This is a genomic window from Pseudomonas brassicae, assembly GCF_010671725.1.
Classification (GTDB): domain Bacteria; phylum Pseudomonadota; class Gammaproteobacteria; order Pseudomonadales; family Pseudomonadaceae; genus Aquipseudomonas; species Aquipseudomonas brassicae.
This window is the reverse complement of the sequence record NZ_JAAHBU010000327.1, coordinates 1-16,774: the sequence shown is the minus strand read 5'-3', so window position 1 is coordinate 16,774 and position 16,774 is coordinate 1. Positions and strand designations below refer to the sequence as shown.

At 65.2% G+C, this 16,774-nt stretch carries 13 protein-coding genes and 5 pseudogenes; 8 read left to right on the top strand and 10 right to left on the bottom strand.

The window, feature by feature from the left end; all coding sequences use genetic code 11:
* From G3436_RS20590 to G3436_RS20580, 3 genes are all read right to left on the bottom strand, one after another.
* A partial coding sequence (locus G3436_RS20590) for a DUF262 domain-containing protein (RefSeq protein ID WP_163948778.1) occupies window positions 1–1,914 on the bottom strand: 1,914 nt, incomplete at its 3' end.
* Complete coding sequence (locus G3436_RS20585; RefSeq protein ID WP_163948775.1) at window positions 1,911–3,689, bottom strand: DUF262 domain-containing protein; 1,779 nt, start codon at window positions 3,687–3,689, stop codon at window positions 1,911–1,913. The genes G3436_RS20590 and G3436_RS20585, both read right to left, overlap by 4 nt.
* A gap of 63 nt (window positions 3,690–3,752) precedes the next feature.
* Window positions 3,753–4,385, bottom strand: coding sequence for an NAD(P)H-dependent oxidoreductase (locus G3436_RS20580; RefSeq protein WP_163948773.1), 633 nt, complete (start codon window positions 4,383–4,385; stop codon window positions 3,753–3,755).
* Between the two features lie 66 nt (window positions 4,386–4,451).
* Here G3436_RS20580 and G3436_RS20575 point away from each other — a divergent pair, with 66 nt between their 5' ends.
* A complete protein-coding gene (locus G3436_RS20575) occupies window positions 4,452–5,096 on the top strand; it encodes a TetR/AcrR family transcriptional regulator (RefSeq protein WP_163948770.1) in 645 nt (214 codons plus the stop codon).
* An 11-nt stretch (window positions 5,097–5,107) separates the two neighbouring features.
* Here G3436_RS20575 and argC read toward each other — a convergent pair.
* Window positions 5,108–6,030 (bottom strand): annotated as a pseudogene (gene argC / locus G3436_RS20570) (N-acetyl-gamma-glutamyl-phosphate reductase).
* Between the two features lie 116 nt (window positions 6,031–6,146).
* Between argC and G3436_RS20565 the strand changes: the two are divergent.
* Complete coding sequence (locus tag G3436_RS20565) at window positions 6,147–7,031, top strand: LysR family transcriptional regulator (RefSeq protein WP_163948767.1); 885 nt, start codon at window positions 6,147–6,149, stop codon at window positions 7,029–7,031.
* A gap of 75 nt (window positions 7,032–7,106) precedes the next feature.
* Window positions 7,107–7,827, top strand: a pseudogene (locus G3436_RS20560) (GNAT family N-acetyltransferase).
* A 13-nt stretch (window positions 7,828–7,840) separates the two neighbouring features.
* Here the strand turns inward: G3436_RS20560 and G3436_RS20555 are convergent.
* Entirely contained in the window at window positions 7,841–8,236 is a 396-nt protein-coding gene (locus G3436_RS20555; protein WP_163948764.1) for a hypothetical protein, read from the bottom strand.
* A 114-nt stretch (window positions 8,237–8,350) separates the two neighbouring features.
* Between G3436_RS20555 and G3436_RS20550 the strand changes: the two genes are divergently transcribed.
* Entirely contained in the window at window positions 8,351–9,205 is an 855-nt protein-coding gene (locus tag G3436_RS20550; protein WP_163948761.1) for a CAP domain-containing protein, read from the top strand.
* A 28-nt stretch (window positions 9,206–9,233) separates the two neighbouring features.
* On the opposite strand, the gene G3436_RS20545 is transcribed toward G3436_RS20550, so the two are convergent.
* The 3 genes and pseudogenes from G3436_RS20545 to G3436_RS20535 all read right to left on the bottom strand — a co-directional run bounded on the left by G3436_RS20545 (window position 9,234) and on the right by G3436_RS20535 (window position 11,682).
* Entirely contained in the window at window positions 9,234–9,698 is a 465-nt protein-coding gene (locus tag G3436_RS20545; protein WP_163948758.1) for a GNAT family N-acetyltransferase, read from the bottom strand.
* 218 nt (window positions 9,699–9,916) lie between these two features.
* A pseudogene (locus tag G3436_RS20540) lies at window positions 9,917–10,874 on the bottom strand (DMT family transporter).
* 79 nt (window positions 10,875–10,953) lie between these two features.
* Window positions 10,954–11,682: an AraC family transcriptional regulator gene (locus G3436_RS20535; RefSeq protein WP_163948755.1), complete on the bottom strand. Its 729-nt coding sequence runs from the start codon at window positions 11,680–11,682 to the stop codon at window positions 10,954–10,956.
* A gap of 209 nt (window positions 11,683–11,891) precedes the next feature.
* On the opposite strand from G3436_RS20535, the gene G3436_RS20530 reads away from it, so the two are divergent.
* Both G3436_RS20530 and G3436_RS20525 read left to right on the top strand, forming a co-directional pair.
* Window positions 11,892–13,025 carry a GGDEF domain-containing protein gene (locus tag G3436_RS20530; protein ID WP_163948752.1) on the top strand — a complete coding sequence of 378 codons (1,134 nt, stop codon included), beginning with the start codon at window positions 11,892–11,894 and terminating at the stop codon, window positions 13,023–13,025.
* A gap of 135 nt (window positions 13,026–13,160) precedes the next feature.
* Entirely contained in the window at window positions 13,161–13,490 is a 330-nt protein-coding gene (locus G3436_RS20525) for a hypothetical protein (RefSeq protein WP_163948749.1), read from the top strand.
* Here the strand turns inward: G3436_RS20525 and G3436_RS20520 are convergent.
* Window positions 13,487–13,789, bottom strand: a complete 303-nt coding sequence (locus G3436_RS20520; RefSeq protein ID WP_163948781.1) for a DUF7693 family protein — start codon at window positions 13,787–13,789, stop codon at window positions 13,487–13,489. The genes G3436_RS20525 and G3436_RS20520 overlap by 4 nt on opposite strands.
* 129 nt (window positions 13,790–13,918) lie before the next feature.
* Between G3436_RS20520 and G3436_RS20515 the strand changes: the two genes are divergently transcribed.
* The gene (locus tag G3436_RS20515) at window positions 13,919–14,389 is read left to right on the top strand and encodes an FAD/FMN-containing dehydrogenase (RefSeq protein ID WP_163948748.1); all 471 of its coding nucleotides are present in this window, start codon (window positions 13,919–13,921) and stop codon (window positions 14,387–14,389) included.
* Between the two features lie 37 nt (window positions 14,390–14,426).
* On the opposite strand, the pseudogene G3436_RS20510 reads toward G3436_RS20515, so the two are convergent.
* Window positions 14,427–15,757: pseudogene (locus G3436_RS20510) on the bottom strand (aminotransferase-like domain-containing protein).
* 102 nt (window positions 15,758–15,859) lie between these two features.
* Between G3436_RS20510 and G3436_RS20505 the strand changes: the two are divergent.
* Window positions 15,860–16,749: pseudogene (locus tag G3436_RS20505) on the top strand (DMT family transporter).
* Window positions 16,750–16,774 lie beyond the last annotated feature (25 nt).

Genomic DNA, 16,774 nt, shown 5'->3' with positions numbered 1-16,774 from the left:
GGGGGTGTCGATCAGCACCTTGCGCCAGGGTTCATCGACCCTGGCCTTGTCGATGATGCGTTGCAACTGGGCGGGTAGCGCCGCGTGCTCGTCCAGTGCATCCCAGACGCAGTACATCAACAGGCGCACGCCGTTTTCGTCAGCCAGCAATCGCTTCCAGCTGCCGGGTTCGGTGGCGGCATTGACCAGCAACGACAGGTTGTAGCCGTTGGGGAGCAAGTACGAGCCTTCACTCAGCAGCGCTCGCTCCCACAGGTAGCCGTCGAGCGCATTCAAGCCCCGTTCCCCGAACATCTGCTCGGCCAGGCTCAGGCTGCGCTGGAAAAGCGCCTGCCGGCTGGCGTGCGACCGGTTTTCCAGCGCCTTTGCGGCATCACTGTGGTCCAGCAGAAATTCGATCTGTCCCTGGAAGTACGTATGCTGCTCGGCACGTTCGATCAAGGCGCGCCATTGGCTGTCGGCCAGGATCAACTGGGCCTTGCGAATTTCCTCACGGACCTGCCTGCCACGAAAGCCACTGACTGGCGGATCGGTGGCGAGGTGGTCAAGCAGCTCCAGTGCATGCTCGACCAGTTCATTCAGCCCGTTGACGCTGCGCTTGATAGCGTCCGAGCCATCGTAGCTGGAGTTGACCGACAGATTGACCACCAGCCGCATCCAGTCGCCAAACGCCTGCGGGTGCCCGGTGCCGTAGCGGCGCAGGAAGGCGATGTAGCCGGCCAACTGCACCAGGCGTGTAGCGTTGATCGGCTGGTCGCTGATGGCGTGCGTGAAGAAGGCAATTTCGTCGAAATAGCGCGCATGCGGCAGCTGCGTGGCAAAGTTGTCGGGCCCCTGGCTCCAGGCCTCGAGCAGCAGCATGAGCGTCTCGCAGAACGCCGCATCGAGCCAGCCGCTGTCTTCATACACCTGGTAGCTGATGCGCTGCTGGCGGTTGCGCAGTTTGAGCTGGTCGGCCTCGTAGCTGGTCGTCTGGGTGTCACGGGTGGCGGCGGCGACGATCTGGAACAGGTTCATCACCGCCTGGTCGAACAGGCGCAGTGTCGCTGGGGCCGTGGTGTCGCGTGTGACGTTGCAGAAATTCCAGAAGAAATCGGCCCAGCGGGTGTCCATGCGCCAGGCGAAGTAGGTCGCGGTACTCACCGGCTTGCCGTGCATCGAGTGGGTTTCACCGGTAAACCGAGCGTGCAGGTGTTGCTCGAAGCGCGCCTTGAACGTCTCGAACGGCGTGAGCGGCATGCCGCGCGCGTTCATCTTGATGTACAGGTCGTCGGCCAGGTCGAAGTCGTCGAGGTTGAGTACCCGCAAGGTGATGACGGGCGATCGGGCCTCCAGCAGCCGCTCGAAGCTGTGCGCGGGGGCATCGCAGAAGCGCTCGTGCAGGGCTTGCAGCATGGTCAGGCAGGACTGGATGGTCGGGTCCAGGCGCCAGTGGCGAAAATACCAGGGTTGATCGGTGATCTCGTCCAGCAGCGAGGCCTGCGCGCTGCACGGGTGCTCGGGGGTGTAACGGCACAGGGCAGCGAAAAACTCGCCGCTGCTGGGCCGCACGGCGTAGGTAAAGCGTGAGGCATTGTCGTTGCAGAACAGCGCACGCCAACGGGGCAACTGGCCGTCGCGTTGCGCCAGGTACCAGTGCAGCAGAAACAGCGTGGTCAGGCGCTGCTGGCCGTCCAGCGGCGCGAACTGCTGGTGCTCGTCGAGGGTGCCGTAGATGAAGTCGAGGTTCAACGGCAGGCTCGGGTCATCGTGCGCCAGCAGCAAGGCGCGCTGCAGCGCGGTGAGAAAATCGTTGCGTACGTCTGCGCTGTCAGGCCGGCCCTGGGCGTAGTCACGCTGGATGAGGGGGATGCGGATGCCGTCGTAGCGCTCGAACAGCTGGCTGAAAATGATCTGGCTGTCCTGCGTGTTCATACGTGCTGCTCCTGCGGCTCGACGGTGAAAAAAGCGACCAGTGTCTGTTCGATGGCCTGCCGGTAGTCCTGGCGATCACGCGCCCCCCAGAACAGCACGTGCGACACCTCCCGGCTGTAGCACTTGAGAAACAGGTTGCGTGTGCACAAGGGCACGAAGATACCGGCCTGGTCGAGCAGGAGCAGGCGCTCGCGCTTGACCGCGAAAACGGCGTTCTTGTAGCTGCGGTTGGTGCTGTGATCGAGCAGGGTAAGGTTGCCGATGCTGTCATCGACCTCCTCGTTTTCACCAAACGCTGCGAGTGTGGCGGTGTAAAGGTCGTTGAAGCGGTCATCGCTGTGGTCGTCGGCGGCAGCGACGAACGTGGCAATGGCGTTGCGCAGTTCAAGCGTCTGCTCGGTCACCGGCAGGTGCGGCAGGCACCGTGCGAGCCACTGCTGCTTTTCCTTCAGGCCGTTGAAACGAAAGGTGGTCACCGAGCGCACATGCTCGATATCCCAGCGCTGTTTCTTGAAGCTGTCGAACTGGAAACGCACGTTGGACAGCGGGTTTTGCAGCATGCTGGCAAGGTTGAACAGCAGCAGGGTGGCGCGGATGGCGGTCTGGTCGCGGTTGGCGTAGTCCAGGTTGTCCAGCCAGGTGGCGATCGCCTGCTTGACCGTCTGGGCATCGGCGGGGTGAGGCCAGGGCTTGCCGGTGAGGCAGCGGAACACGCGTTGGCGCAGGTGGTGCTCGAAGCGGCTCTTGGGGATGCCCTGCGACAAGGCAAAGAGCTCGGCGACGGCATCCCCGTGCTGCACCAGAAAGCCGATGATGTGGTACAGGCGGCGGTCCTCGAACCATTCTTCCAGCAGCATGCAGGTGTTTTTGATGTGCTGCCATTCGCGCTGTACGCAGGCGCCTTCAGCCGACAGCCGGCGGCTGTAGTGGTGGAACACCGAGTAGCGCTGCGGTTGCGCAGTGGCGGTGCCCTCCAGGCGGGTGACGAGCTGGAACAGGAAGCCGATGCGGTTCTGTCCCACGCCCGGGGTGTCGTTGAGGAAGTACCACAGCGCGTCGTTCTGCAAGGTCTTTTCGAGCTGGTCCCATTCATGCGCGATGCCCAGTTGCCGTGGGGTTTCGCTCGAAGCGCCGGGCTCGCTGCGCCTGAGGAAGAGGGCGCGAATCAGCTCGTCATCCGTCAAGGGGATCTTGCCAATGTTCAAACGGGTAAAGGCATCCACCGGGTTCTCGCCAGGGGCGAGCTCGTACCAGATGACTTTGGTCCGGTTGAGCAGCGTCGACTTGAAGTCGTCGACTTCATGGTCGCGGGTGTCGAACCATTGCTCGATGGTCTGCATGGCCTGATACAGGTGGAAGAAATCGACGTTGGTGCGGGCTTGCTCCGCACACGGCTCCGTCAGGAACTTCGGCAGGTCCGGGCGTGTTTCGTAACTGAGCTCGAACAGCGGGGTGCGATGCCGTTCGGTCAGCCGCTGGTTGAAGTAGCGCAGGATCAGCAGCAGCGTGGTGAGGCGCTGCTGACCGTCCACCACTTCATAGCGGCCGCAGCCATCGGCCTTGAGCACCAAGGGCTGCAAACAGTAGAAGTCGTCGTTCTGCGCAGCTTTGCGGTAGGCGAACTCGCGCACGTCCTCCAGCAGTTGCTGCACATGCTCGGGTTTCCAGCGATAGCCCCTCTGGTAGGCCGGGATCCAGAAACGATTGGGCGGTTGGGCCTTGTCGTGGCGGATCAACTGATGGACAGGTCTGGGACGGAAATCCGTTTGCAGCATGCGCATGCGTCCTTTTTGCCGAGCGTGGCGGGGAGACAGAGGATGGCAGAGTGCCTTCGGCGGTCACGGCTGGCAAGACGCTTGCTGTGGGCGGGGGGCATGCTCGGCGCTGGCGAACAGCGCACCGCCGAGCACCCGGGCTGCCTGCAGATGCGTGGCGGCGGGCTGGGTCTCGGCGTCGAGCATCAAGGTCGAGCTGACCACCGGGGCTGCGCAGTAATCGAAAATGCCGTGCTCGATCTGCGTTTTCATCGCCGCGGCGTAGCCATGCCGTTGATAAGTGCCGGCATCTGCGCCGCCAATGCCGATCAGGTGCACGTTCAAGTGACCCAGTTTTTTCACGAGGGTGGCATCGGCTTGAAAGTCGAAGGCCCAGCCATTGGCGAACACCCGGTCGATCCAGCCTTTGAGCAAGCCGGGCATCGACCACCAGTACACCGGGTACACCAGCACCAGGGCATCGGCACGGTCGAGGCGTGCCTGCTCGGCAAGCACGTCGGCCGGCGCAGGTGCCTCGCGCCGATGCACGGCGTGGTCGGCGGGGCCGAATACCGGGTTGAAGCCCTCGGCGTACAGGTCGGCGAGCTCGACGCTGTGGCCGCAGGCAGAATGTGCCACGCCACGGGCGACCTGCGTCGCCACGCTGTGGGTGAGTGATTGCGGGTCATGGTGAGCGACAACGATCAATGCGTGCATGCTGAAAACTCCGGCTATATACTTTCGGTAAGTTATGTTCGATAAGTTACTTTTGGTAGGTTATGCATGTCAAGCAAGGATCCGCTACCGGTGCGTCGACGTCTTTCACGTGAGGGCCGGCATGAACAGTTGCTGGAAGTGGCCTGGCAGGTGGTGCGCGAGGAAGGCACCGATGCCTTGACGCTGGGGCGCCTGGCCGAGGCTGCCGGGGTGACCAAACCGGTGGTGTACGACCATTTCGGCAGCCGTTCCGGGCTGCTGGCGGTGCTCTATCAGGCCTTCGATGACCGGCAGACGGCATTGATGGACGCGGCGCTGGCCAGTGGCGAGGCCACGCTGCAGGGCCAGGCGCAGGTGATCGCGCGGTCCTACGTGACGTGTGTGCTGACGCAGGGGCAGGAGATCGCGGGGGTGATTGCCGCGCTGGCAGGTTCGCCGCAGCTGTCGATCGTCAAGGCTGAGTACGAGGTGATCTTTTTGAACAAGTGTCGCGCAGCACTGGCGCCGTTCGCCGGGGAGGGCGGCGTGTCCCAGGCGGGGTTGCGGGGGATGCTGGGCGCGGCAGAGGCACTCTCGCATGCGGCGGCAACCGGCGAGATCAGCCCATCGCAAGCGCAGCAGGAGTTGTTCGAGACGATCGTGGGGATGGTTGGCAGGCAGCGCGGTTCAGCTGCACCGGTGTCGCCACCACCGGGTGGCCGCGACACCTGAGGCGCGGTGGATCAGTGCCCGGCGACCATCAGGTCGAGGTTCTGCACCGCCGCACCTGCCGCACCCTTGCCCAGGTTGTCGAACACCGCCGCCAGCAGCACCTGGTCGCCGTTCTCGAACACCATCAGGCGCAGGTCATCGGTGCCATTCATCACCTGCGGGTCCAGGTGGGTCAGCGCCTTGGCCTCCTGCAGCGGCATCACCTGCACATGTTGTAAGCCAGTGTAATGCTGCGCCAGGCACGCGTGTACCTGCTGCCCCGAGGTACCGGCGGCCAGCAGGCGCAGGTGCAACGGGAGGGTCAGCACGATGCCCTGGCGGAACGCGCCATAGCCGGGCACGAACAGCGGCCGCTGGCTCAGCCCGCTGTACTGCTGGATCTCCGGCACATGCTTGTGCGCCAACCCCAGTCCGTAGACCTGAAATGCCGGCGCCTGCGCTGCGCCCGGCCCTTCGTAGGCCTCTACCCCCGCACGCCCGGTGCCCGAATACCCCGACACGGCATGGATGCTGGCCGGGTAGTCGTGCGCCAACAGCCCGGCATCCAGCAGCGGCTTGAGCAAGCCGATCGCGCCCGTGGGGTAGCAACCGGGGTTGCTCACGCGGCGGGCGGTGGCGATACGCTGCGCCTGCTGCGCACTCATCTGGGCAAACCCATACACCCACTCGGGGTGGGTACGGTGCGCCGAGCTGGCATCGATCACGCGCACCGCCGGGTTGCGAATGCTCGCCACCGCCTCGCGCGCCGCGTCATCCGGCAGGCACAGCATGGCGATATCGCAGGCATTGATCGCCTCGGCACGGTGCTGCGGGTGTTTGCGGTGTTCGGCCGCCAGGGTCAGCAACTGCAGGTCGCTGCGGCCCTGCAGGCGCTGGTGGATCTGCAACCCGTGGTGCCCTGGTCGCCATCGATGAATACAACAGGAGTGCCCATGGTCGTGTGCTCGCATGTGAGAAATCAGCAGCGCCCATCTTCGATGCAGGGTTAAGATAGTAAAAGTTGAATTTGGCAAACATCAGGTTCAGTTTTTCTGAATTGGGAGCGTTCTCTTGCGTGAAATCAGCCTCGACCGCCTGCGCACGCTGGTGGCCATCGCCGACCTGGGCTCGTTTGCCGAGGCGGCGCGTGCGCTCAACCTGGCGCCGCCCACGGTCAGCCTGCACATCGCCGAGCTTGAAGCCCGGGTCGGCGGCACGTTGCTGTCGCGCACCCGCGGGCGTGTGCAACCGTCGGCGATTGGCGAAACCCTGGTGGAGCGTGCCCGCCGCCTGCTGGCCGATGCACAGCAGGCGTTGGAGGACGTGCAGCGCCAGGTGCAGGGCCTGGCGGGGCGGGTGCGCCTGGGGGCTTCCACCGGTGCCATCGCGCAACTGATGCCCCAGGCGCTGGAAACCCTGAGCCATCAACATCCGGGCATCGACGTGCAGGTGGCGGTGCTCACTTCCCATGAAACCCTGAAGAAGCTCGCCGACGGCGCGCTGGACATCGGCCTGGTGGCTTTGCCGCAGAGCCCGGTCAAGGGGCTGCTGATCGCGCCGTGGCGGCGCGACCCGGTGATGGCCTACTTGCCGGCGCGCTGGGCATGCCCGGCGGTGGTCACGCCCGAGTGGCTGGCCGAGCAGCCGTTGATCCTGAATGACAACAGCACCGGCCTGTCGCGCCTGACCGCGCAGTGGTTCGACAGCGCCGGGCAGCAGCCGGTGCCGCGCATCCAGCTCAACTACAACGACGCCATCAAGAGCCTGGTGGCGGCCGGCTACGGCGCCACCCTGCTGCCCAACGAAGGCTCCACGCCGCTGGCCGACCCACGCATCGCCATGCGCCCGTTGCAGCCACTGCTATGGCGCCAGCTCGGCATTGCCCACCGCAGCGGCGAGGTGGAGCGCGCCACCGAACATGTGCTGCAGGTGTTGTGGGGGTTGAGCGCGGGGTAGGGCGCAGGCGCGCAGACCTGTAGAATCACCGGCACGACCCGCCAGGTCACCCCGTTTCTGGAGCCAGACGTTCACATGCCCGTTATCACCCTGTTGCACACCCCGCCCGCCGAGCCGCTCAAGGGCCAGCTCCTGCAGATGGTGGTCGACTACCTCACCGACATCAGCAGCGTGGCCCTGACCCCCAGCAACCCGCTGTACAACCTGTACCAGTACGGCATCGGCTACGAGGTGCACCTGTACCTGGAAGCGCTCGGTGGCACGCGCGGGCTGTCGGTCGAACTGCTGCTGGCCACTGACGATGAGGACCCCGAGCAACTGCTGGGGTTCGTGCTGTACCTGCCGGTGCAGGATGACCCCGAGGCCTGTGCCGTGGCCTACATGGCGGTACAGGCCGGGCATCGGCGCCAGGGCACGCGCGGGCACTGCTGGGGCGATGCGCGAGCGCTACCCGCACGCGGAGCTGGCCTGCGCCGTGGCCAAGGTCGGGGTGTTCGAAGCGTTGGGCTTCCAGGTGCTGGGCGCACGTGGGCCGCAGGTGCTGATGAACACGCGTGACCACGCCACTGACGGCCTGGTGGCGGTGCTGGATGTGGCGCCCATCTACCGCACGCTGGAGATCCAGCAGATCCATACCTACCTGTTGCAGCAGCACGGCAAGCGGGCCATGGTGGACGCGGAAAAACAGCGCGACCGTCAGCTCGACCAGATGAGCCGTCAGGCTCGCCTGTTCGTGCAGCAACGGCTGGGCGAGGGTGCGCCGCAAGTGCCGGCGGCGGGGCTGCGGCTGGTGTGAGTCGCTTGCCGTGTCACAGGTCTATCCGTTGGCAGTCGAACGTCACCGCACCGTCGCACGGCACTTCCCCCACATCGATCACAAAGCCCAGCACGCTGATCAGGCCCTGTGCACGATCTACCACGTGGCCGCAGCCACGGTAGGCATACGGGCCGGTCTGCTCCAGCCGCTCGACGGCGCAGGCGTTTTTCTGCGCCTGTGGCCAATCGTCAAGGAACGCTGCCTGCACCTGCGCATCCAAGCTCGATAACGGCGCGTGCACCCGGCTGCCCACGCGGGCGTCACAGGGGTAGCTGAACACGCAGATATCGCCCTGGGGGCTGCGCAGCGTGACCGCCGCACAGTCACAGTCGGCGGTGTAAGGTTCGACCTTGATGACCTCAATGGGGTAGGCCTGGTGCACGTCCATGGGCAGCGATACCGGGTTGTCGGGGCGCCCATGCTAATGCGACGCAACCTCGGATGCTACGAAAGCCGAGCAAAATCACGCATCATGGGCGCAGTTTGCTCAAGGGAGAGTTACATGCACGACGTATCATCCATGCTGCGTCTTGGCGCGTTGGCGCTGGGAATGCTCCTCACCACCGGCGTGGCGGTGGCGAGCGAAGAGACGCAACTGGTCGAGTCGATCAACGGCTACCGCAGCCTGCCGCAACGCTGCGCGGGCCAGGTGTCGCTGGAGTTGCCGCCGTTGGCGGGCGACCCGCGCCTGGTGTTGTCGGCCAACGGTGCCGGCGACCTGCAGCAGGCACTGGTGCGCGCCTCTTACCCGATGGTCAGCGTGCAGGCCATCAGCCTGTCGGGGCCACGGGATGCCGCTGCGGCCATGAAGGCGATTCAGGAGAGCTTCTGCCAGGTGGTGCTGGACCCGCAATTCGTCGATGTGGGTGTCAGCCGCGACGGGCGCGACTGGCGCATTGTGCTCGCACGCCCGCTGCTCAGCGGTAAGCTGGGCGAGCCGCAGGCCGAGGGGCAGAAGCTGATGGAGGCGATCAACAATGCGCGCGCCCAGCCGCGCCAGTGCGGCGGGCAAGCCTTCGCCGCCAGCGCACCGCTGGCCTGGAACGCTACGCTGGCGGCGGCTTCGCAGGGGCATGCGCGGGCCATGGCCAACCTCAACTTCTTCGACCACAAGGACCGCGACGGGCGCATGCCGGGTGATCGCGCCGAGCTCGAGGGCTACAGCTACCAGCAGATTGGCGAGAACATTGCGGCCGGGCAGGACAGCGTGCGCAAGGTGGTCGACGGCTGGCTGGCCAGCGCCGGGCACTGCGCCAACCTGATGAACCCGCAGTTCAAGGAACTGGGTGCTGCCTACGCCGCAGACCCCAAGAGCGATGCCGGGATCTACTGGACGGCGATGTTCGGCGCGCAGTGACGCCAGGCGGTGGCGTCATGGCAGGGTGCTAGAGGTTTTTTACCATGGGTACGCATGCCAACTCGATGCCCAGCGGCGAGTGGTAGACCGAGGTCTGTTCGCCCGTATAGCCGCATTGGCGATAGAACGGGGCGGCATTTAGCGTGGCATCCAGTGTCAGGTCGTGCAGCCCCAGTGTGCGCGCAAGGTCTTCCAGGTACACCAGCATCTGCTTGCCCAGGCCCCGGTGCATGAACGCCGGCAATACGAAGATGGCCCCCACCTCACGCGAGGTCACCTCCAGCATGCCGGTGACCACCGGCTGGCCGTCAACGTAGCCCAGGTAGAAATGACCCTCCATCAGTGCACCGTAGCCGTCATTGGCCGAGCCTGCGGTCCAGGCCTGCATCTGTGCTGCGGTGTAGGCACCAACGCACTGGTGACGGATCGCCTGGCGGCGTATATCGAAGGCGGCTGCAGCATCGCCTGGGGTCGCACGTTGAATCTTGAGCACTTCACTCTCCGTTGGTTTCAGGCGGACGGAGACCGAAAAAGGCCCCGTCCATTGCTGGCGGGGCCTCGGGTGTTGCGTCAGTTACCGCGAACGCACGCCCTCATGGCCCGCCAGCGGCGGTCATGGAGGGGCACATCTGGGGCAGGCGGCGTGGGCTGTTCATGCCGCGATAGTGGTGTGAACGGTGGCGTGTGTCAATACAAGCCCGGGCTTGCTGTTCAGTCCATTGCACGCTCGATCCTTGGGCTTGCTGCACGGTGGCAGTTCAGGCACCAGGCCACGCGCGACCAGCAGCGCAATCGCCATCAGCTCCAGTGCAGTGGGCAGGCGTTGCTCCCACGCAAACCCGAACAACAGGGCCGCCAGCGTTTCCACCACCAGCACCTGACCGCTCAGGGCAAGCGGCAGCAGGCGACTGGCCTGGTTCCAGCACGCGTTACCCACCACCGAGGACAGCAAGGCGACCCCTGCAGCCACCAGTACGAAGTGGCCCCAGTTCGAGGCCGCGTGCTGGGCTGCCACTGGGCCTAGCACCGGGACTGCCAGCAGCAGGGCCTGCGCCCCCGTCATCACGCCGGTCAGCAGCGCCCAGTCATGCGCAGAGACGTTGTGCAGCCTGCCCAGTCGTCGGGTGTTGGCCACGGCATACCAGCTCCAACTGAACAAGGCACCCACGGCACACAGCAGGCCTGCCACGACGCCTGCGCTGCACGCCAGGTAGTGCGGGCCGCTACCCAGGGCGTTCAGGCTGACCAGCGCCACCCCTGCACACGCCAGGCCCAGCGACGGCAGCAGGCGCCTGAGCGGCACTGCACTGGCGTCGTGCCGCCCGGCCAGTGTCACCAGCACCGGTATCAGCCCGACGATCAGCGAGGTGGTGGCAATGCCGACCAGTTGCACGGCGCTGCCCACCAGCGAGTAGTACACCAGGTTGCCGACCAGGCTGAGCCAGAACAGTGCTACCCAGTCGGCGCGGGTCAATCGCCCGGTTACCCGCCGCCATCGCGGTATCAGCAACACCAGTGAAAAACCGCCATAACAGAGAAACCGCACCACCGCGAACTGAGCCCCACTCAAGCCGGCGACAAGCTGCGGCCCCAGAAAGATAACGCCCCAGCACACACCGGCGGCAACACCGTAGCCAAGCCCTCTCGCCAACGACCGATCGGTAAACATCACGCTCACACTCAACATCGCAAAAGGTCGATTCTGGGCGTTGAGCACAGCGCGGTATTGTCGATAACTGCAGGATTTTTTACCCAGGCTGTCGTTGACCCTTGCGCCAGGCCGCCGGGGTAATGCCGCACAGGCGATGCATGGCACGGGTGAGCGCCGCCTGGTCGCTGAAGCCGCTGCGTAGCGCAATTTCGGCAATTGGCAGCGAACTGTCGCCCAGCCAGCGCTGGGCGTGCTGGATGCGCAGTTGGGCCAGCCAGGCCTGGGGGGTGGTCTGCAGGTGCTGGTGCACGCGCTGGTGCAACTGGCTCATGCTCATGCCCGCCACCTGCGCCATGCGCTCATTGCTCCAGTGGTCGGCGGGGTGCGCCTGCACGCGGGCGACCAGGCGCTCGAACCCGGCTGTCGGCTGCGTGGGCAGTTGGGCCAGCGATGCGAGCAGCAACGGCGCCAGGTGCGTTGCACTGGCGGCCAGTTGCGCGGTGCCAATCAGCTCGGCATATTCGATCAGGCGCCGCGTGGCGGGGGCGATCGCGACATGAACCCGTTGTGGCAGGCTATGCAGCGCATAAGTCTGCAGCGCAGCGGCTGCGCAATCGAGTACCAGAAAACGGCTGTGGGGCGGTGCCAGCTGCGCATGCGTAGCCCCTGGCGCGACCAGCGCGGCACAGGCGTGATCGATCCGGCCGCCGCGGCCGTCCACCTCGATTTCCATGTGCCCGCAAATCGGCAGCACCAACTGCACGAAGTCATGCTGATGATGAGCGCTTTCGGTCGGATAACTGCGTATTTCAAGATGCAAAGTCAAAATGCCACCCCAGGCTGTAGCATAGACATGTCAGAGTATGTGCAGGGTAGTGCACGTGCGGCGTACCGCGAAATACAAACACACGCAGGCAGCCCTGCAAACCGACAAACACCGTGGTGTGTTCCAGCTGCGACAGCCGGCTGTTGCGGATGATCGCACAGTGCCACAATAGCGCCTTAGAACCGTTTTTACCCTACCGGGCCGACTCGATGGACCACACCACACCTGAGCATGACCTGTTCGTTGCACAGCTGGCGCGTACCGACCGCTTGCAATTGCTGTTTCGCCAGTCGCTGACGGCAGTTTACGGCAGCTTCCTCGGGGCACTGATGTTGTGCTGGCTGTGCTGGGACTACTTTGAGCACAACGTTGCGCTGATCTGGATCGCCGCGCTCAGTGCGGCAACCGTGCTGCGCATCGTGGTGTTCGCAACCTATTACCGCAGCCCGCAGAGTGCCCGCACGCCACAGCGTTGGGAGCGCAAGTACTGGGTCACGCTGGTGACGTCAGCCGGGATCTGGGGGCTGGGGGCGCTGGCGGTGATGCCCGATGACAGCCTGCTGGCGCAGGCACTGGTGCTGCTGTTCGCGGTGGGCATGTCGGGCAGCGCCGTGTCGTGTTACTACGCTTACCGCTCCATGACCCTGGCCGCCATTGGCCTGGTGCTGCTGCCATGTACCGTGTGGCTGCTGCTGCAACCCTCCGGCCTGCAGGTGGGCATGGCCCTGGCGGTGCTGGTGTTTTCCACCTTCATGGTGCGCGCCACCGGCAAGCTGTGCGCGGCGCTGGAGAAGGCCTTCTGCCTGACCCATGAAATGGAGCGGGCGCACAACATCGCCAGCAGCGCCGCGCAAACCGACGAGTTGACCGGGCTGAAGAACCGCCGCGCGTTCTTCGAGCATGCTCAGCAGTTGTACAGCCACAGCCGCCGCGAGCAACGTCCGCTGTGTGCATTGATGCTGGATATCGATCATTTCAAACGGATCAACGATACCTACGGCCACCAGGTGGGCGATGAGGTGCTGCGCCAGATCGGCGGGGTGATCAAGGCCTCGTTTCGCGAAACCGACGTGTATGGCCGACTGGGCGGCGAAGAGTTCGCCGTGCTGTTGGCCGACACCCCGATCGACACCGCGCTGGGCATTGCCGAGCAGTTGGGCCAGGCCATCGCGCAGCTGCAGTTCGTGCATGACAACGTGGGCCGCCAGGGCATGACCGCCAGCCTGGGGGTGGCGGTCGCCAGTGCGTCCCATACCGACCTTCACAACCTGCTCAACAGCGCCGACCAGGCCATGTACCGCGCCAAGGCGCTGGGGCGCAATCAGGTGGTGGCGGCGGACTGAGGTTGTTTGGCGCCCGTGTCCGGTGGTGGTTCGCTCATGCCTGCAGCGTTGTCTGGCAGATAAGGCAATTTGCTGGCCCCGGAGTCATTTCTTCCTTGGCAAAATCTACGCCTTTCAACAGGTTAGGATGACTTTATGCGGGCTTTTGTGATGACCGTGGCCCTGTGTGCGGCTGCCACGTTCTCGCTGGCGGTGCAGGCCAAGGCGTTGAACAAGAATGATCGTTTTGTCTGCAGCTGGGGTTCGGACATTGCCGCCGGCGCGCAGCAGTCCAAACTCTCGGGGGTGACGCTGTATGCCGCGCGCAAGCGCCTGCAAGCGCGCAAGTTCGCCAAACCATGGATGCGCATGACCGCCATGGGCATCACTGAGCAGACCTACAACAGCCGGTCCCGGTTGAAGCCTGCCGCCATCAAGCAGACCTACTACGAGCAATGCACCCGTCATGCAGTGGCACAGCGTTAGGCGCCGAGCAGGCGTTCCAACTGTGCCAGTTCCCAGGTGCTGAGCAGGTACACCGGGTCGGTGCCGTAGAATTGCCCGCGCTCGTAGACCCGTCCATCGGGGCTGCGGCAGTGTGGGCAGTGGTGCAGGTGGCCGTGTTCGATGTCCAGGGTCAGGTGCCAGCCGTCGATGTCGACGCGTACCAGGCCGCTGGCTGGCACGGGTTCAAGGCGGCGCAGCGTGCCCAACCCGAGCGCGGCATCGCGCAATGGCTGGCAGACGTCGCGGGCGGCCAGGGGCGCGCTGCGGGGCTGGGGTATCGATGGCAACGCGGGTACCTCAAGGCTGGCCGGAACGGGCCGGCAGTTTAAGTCATGCGCCGGTGCAAATGAATGCTGCGTGCGGTCACGGTATAGTCGACGGCTGGAACCCAATGGACGAGGTGTGTCTTGAAATACGCAAGTGTGTTGCTGCTTGGCCTGATACCGCTGTTTGCCCAGGCACTGGAGACGGGGGAGCGGCTGGCGCCCTGGACCTTGCTGGACCAGTTCGACCAGGCCTACAGCCTCGATGAGCAGACTGCCATCGTGCTGGTGGCGCGCAACATGGATGCAGCCAAGCAGGTCAAGGCCGCCTTGCAGGACCGCCCCAAGGGTTACCTGGAGGCACGGCGCGCGGTATTCGTGGCCGATGTGCAGCGCATGCCGGTGCTGATTGCAAAACTGTTCGCCATCCCGGCCATGCGCGATTACAGCTACCGGGTGATGCTCGACCGCGACGGGCAGGTGGCCAGGCGTTATCCGGGGGCCGAAGACAGCGTGCTGTGGGTTCAGCTGGAGCAGGGCAAGGTGGCGGCGGTGCGTGAGTTTTCGCAGGCCGATACGTTGCGCGCGGCGCTGGAAAAGGCCGGCGAGCAGTGATGAAACGGCATGCGTGCCCGCTACGAGGTCTGTGGCCTCAGGCGTGTGCCTGTATCTGCCAGCGCACCTTGCCCAGTGCTGAACGCAGCGTGGGCAGGTCGACCGAACCCAGTGCCAGCCTGAGCGCCCGCGGTGTGTGAGGGGTGGTGGCAAACGGCTGCGCGGTGGCCACGGCCACCTGGTCACGCATCAGGGCGGCGGCGATCTGGTCGGCGCGAGCGTCGTCCGCCAGCGGCAACCACAGAAAGTACGAGCCGGGGTGGGCCACGCAGGGCATGCCGGCCAGCATCTCGCGGGCAATGGCCTGCCTGGCTTGCGCATCCGTGCGCTTGTGAACTTCGAGCTGGCTGACGGTGCCGTCGTCGATCCAGGCGCAGGCGAGGGCGGTCATGACCCCCGGCGTGTTCCAGGTAGTGGCGCGCACTGCCCGTTCCAGGGCACTGATGTGGTGTTCGGGGGCGGCGACAAAGCCGACCCGCAAGCCGGTGGCCACGTTCTTCGACAGCCCCGACACGTACAGCGTGCGTTCGGGGGCCAGCTGCGCCACGGGTGGCGGCGGGTTGTCGGCAAGAAAGGCGTAGGCACCGTCCTCGATCAGGTGCAGGTCATGCGCACGGGCAATCGCCACCAGCCGCTCGCGGTGCGCCAGGCTCATCACCCAGCCCAGCGGGTTGTGCAACGTCGGCATGCAGTACACGGCGCGTACCGGGCGGCTGCGGCACAGGCGCTGCAGTGCATCAAGGTCGGGCCCTTGTGGTGTGAGCGCAATGGGCAGCACTTCGAGGTGCAACGCCTCGGCCAGCACCTTGAAGCCGGAGTAGGTCAGGGCGTCGGCGGCGATCACATCACCGGGTTGCAGCAACGCCATCAGAATCACCGCCAGGCCGTGCTGGGCGCCACTGACCACCAGCAGTTGTTCGGGCGTGACGTGCAGCCCGCGGCTGGCCAGGTGGCGCGCAAAGCAGGCCCGTTCGTGTGGGCGGCCCGCATGCGGCTGATAGCGCAACAGGGCGTCCAGGTCGCCCGATAGCGCCAGCTGGCGCAGCCCGTTGCGCAGCAGCTCGGCCTGGCCCGGCAAGGCGGGGTAGTTGAAGTTGAGGTCGGCCATGCCGGCCGCAATCACTTGTTGTCGACGCCCAGGTCAGGCGGCAGCGAGGTCTCGCGCACGAAGGTGCCGCGCCCGGTTTCGCCGCTGACCAGGCCCATCTGCTCAAGCTCGGCGTACACCCGCGACGCCGTGACCAGCGCAAGCCCCTCGTCGACCGCCAGTTGCCGATGAGTGGGCAGGCGGGTGCCCGGAGCCAGCCTGCCTGAGCGAATGTCGGCGGCCAGGGCGTCGACCAGTGTCTTGTAGCGGGAGCGGGGCATGCGCGAATGTATCCATGACAATTTTTTGATTGTGCTGATAGTCGGTCCTAGCATGGTCCTTGGCAAGTGACCTTTTACCCTGCAATCGGATCGAGCGTGACGATGGAACAGACCCTGCAACCCCGCACACTGGATGAAACAACCCGTGGCTGGATCAATGGCGTGATCGGCGTGGTGATCTTCAGCGGCTCGCTGCCCGCGACGCGGGTGGCGGTACTGGAGTTCGCCCCGGTCTTTCTGACCGTTGCCCGCGCCGCCATCGCAGGCGTACTGGCGCTGGCCCTGCTGGTCCTGCTGAAGCAACCGCGCCCGACCCGAGCGCAGCTCGTACCGCTGATCATCGTGTCGCTGGGTGTGGTGGTGGGCTTTCCGCTGCTGAGCGCACTGGCGCTGCAGTCCGTGACCTCGGCGCATTCGATCGTGTTCATCGGCCTGTTGCCACTGGCCACGGCGGTGTTCGGCGTGATGCGCGGGGGTGAGCGCCCGCGTGCAGTGTTCTGGCTGTTCTCGGTGCTGGGTAGCCTGATGGTGGTGGGCTTTGCCCTGGCCCAGGGCTGGCGGCGTCACCCCAAGGGGACCTGTTGATGCTGCTGGCGGTGGTGGTGTGCGGGCTGGGGTATGCGGAGGGGGCCAGACTGTCCAGAACCCTGGGCGGCTGGCAGGTGATTTGCTGGGCGCTGCTGCTGTCGCTGCCGTTCATGCTGGCATTGAGCCTGTACCTGGCGCCTGCCTCGTTCTCGGGCATCAGCGTTCCGGCGTGGGCCAGCCTGGCGTACGTAGCGCTGTTCAGCATGCTGATCGGCTTCGTGTTCTGGTACCGCGGGCTGGCGCAGGGCGGGATTGCCGCGGTGGGCCAGTTGCAGTTGCTGCAGCCGTTCTTCGGCCTGGCACTGGCGGCTACCTTGCTGGGCGAGCAGGTGAGCCTTGGCATGCTCGGGGTGACGGTGGGGGTGATCCTGTGTGTGGCGGGGGCGAAGAAGTGGGCCAGGTAAGCGTGCAGGCGCCGGCCTTGCCGGC

Excerpts from the sequence above, each read along its gene's own strand:
- G3436_RS20585 (WP_163948775.1), bottom strand. The coding sequence starts at position 3,689 with ATGCTGCAAACGGATTTCCGTCCCAGACCTGTCCATCAGTTGATCCGC.
- G3436_RS20575 (WP_163948770.1), top strand. The coding sequence starts at position 4,452 with ATGTCAAGCAAGGATCCGCTACCGGTGCGTCGACGTCTTTCACGTGAG.
- G3436_RS20525 (WP_163948749.1), top strand. The coding sequence starts at position 13,161 with ATGCGGGCTTTTGTGATGACCGTGGCCCTGTGTGCGGCTGCCACGTTC.
- G3436_RS20555 (WP_163948764.1), bottom strand. The coding sequence starts at position 8,236 with ATGGACGTGCACCAGGCCTACCCCATTGAGGTCATCAAGGTCGAACCT.
- G3436_RS20530 (WP_163948752.1), top strand. The coding sequence starts at position 11,892 with ATGGACCACACCACACCTGAGCATGACCTGTTCGTTGCACAGCTGGCG.
- G3436_RS20550 (WP_163948761.1), top strand. The coding sequence starts at position 8,351 with ATGCACGACGTATCATCCATGCTGCGTCTTGGCGCGTTGGCGCTGGGA.
- G3436_RS20580 (WP_163948773.1), bottom strand. The coding sequence starts at position 4,385 with ATGCACGCATTGATCGTTGTCGCTCACCATGACCCGCAATCACTCACC.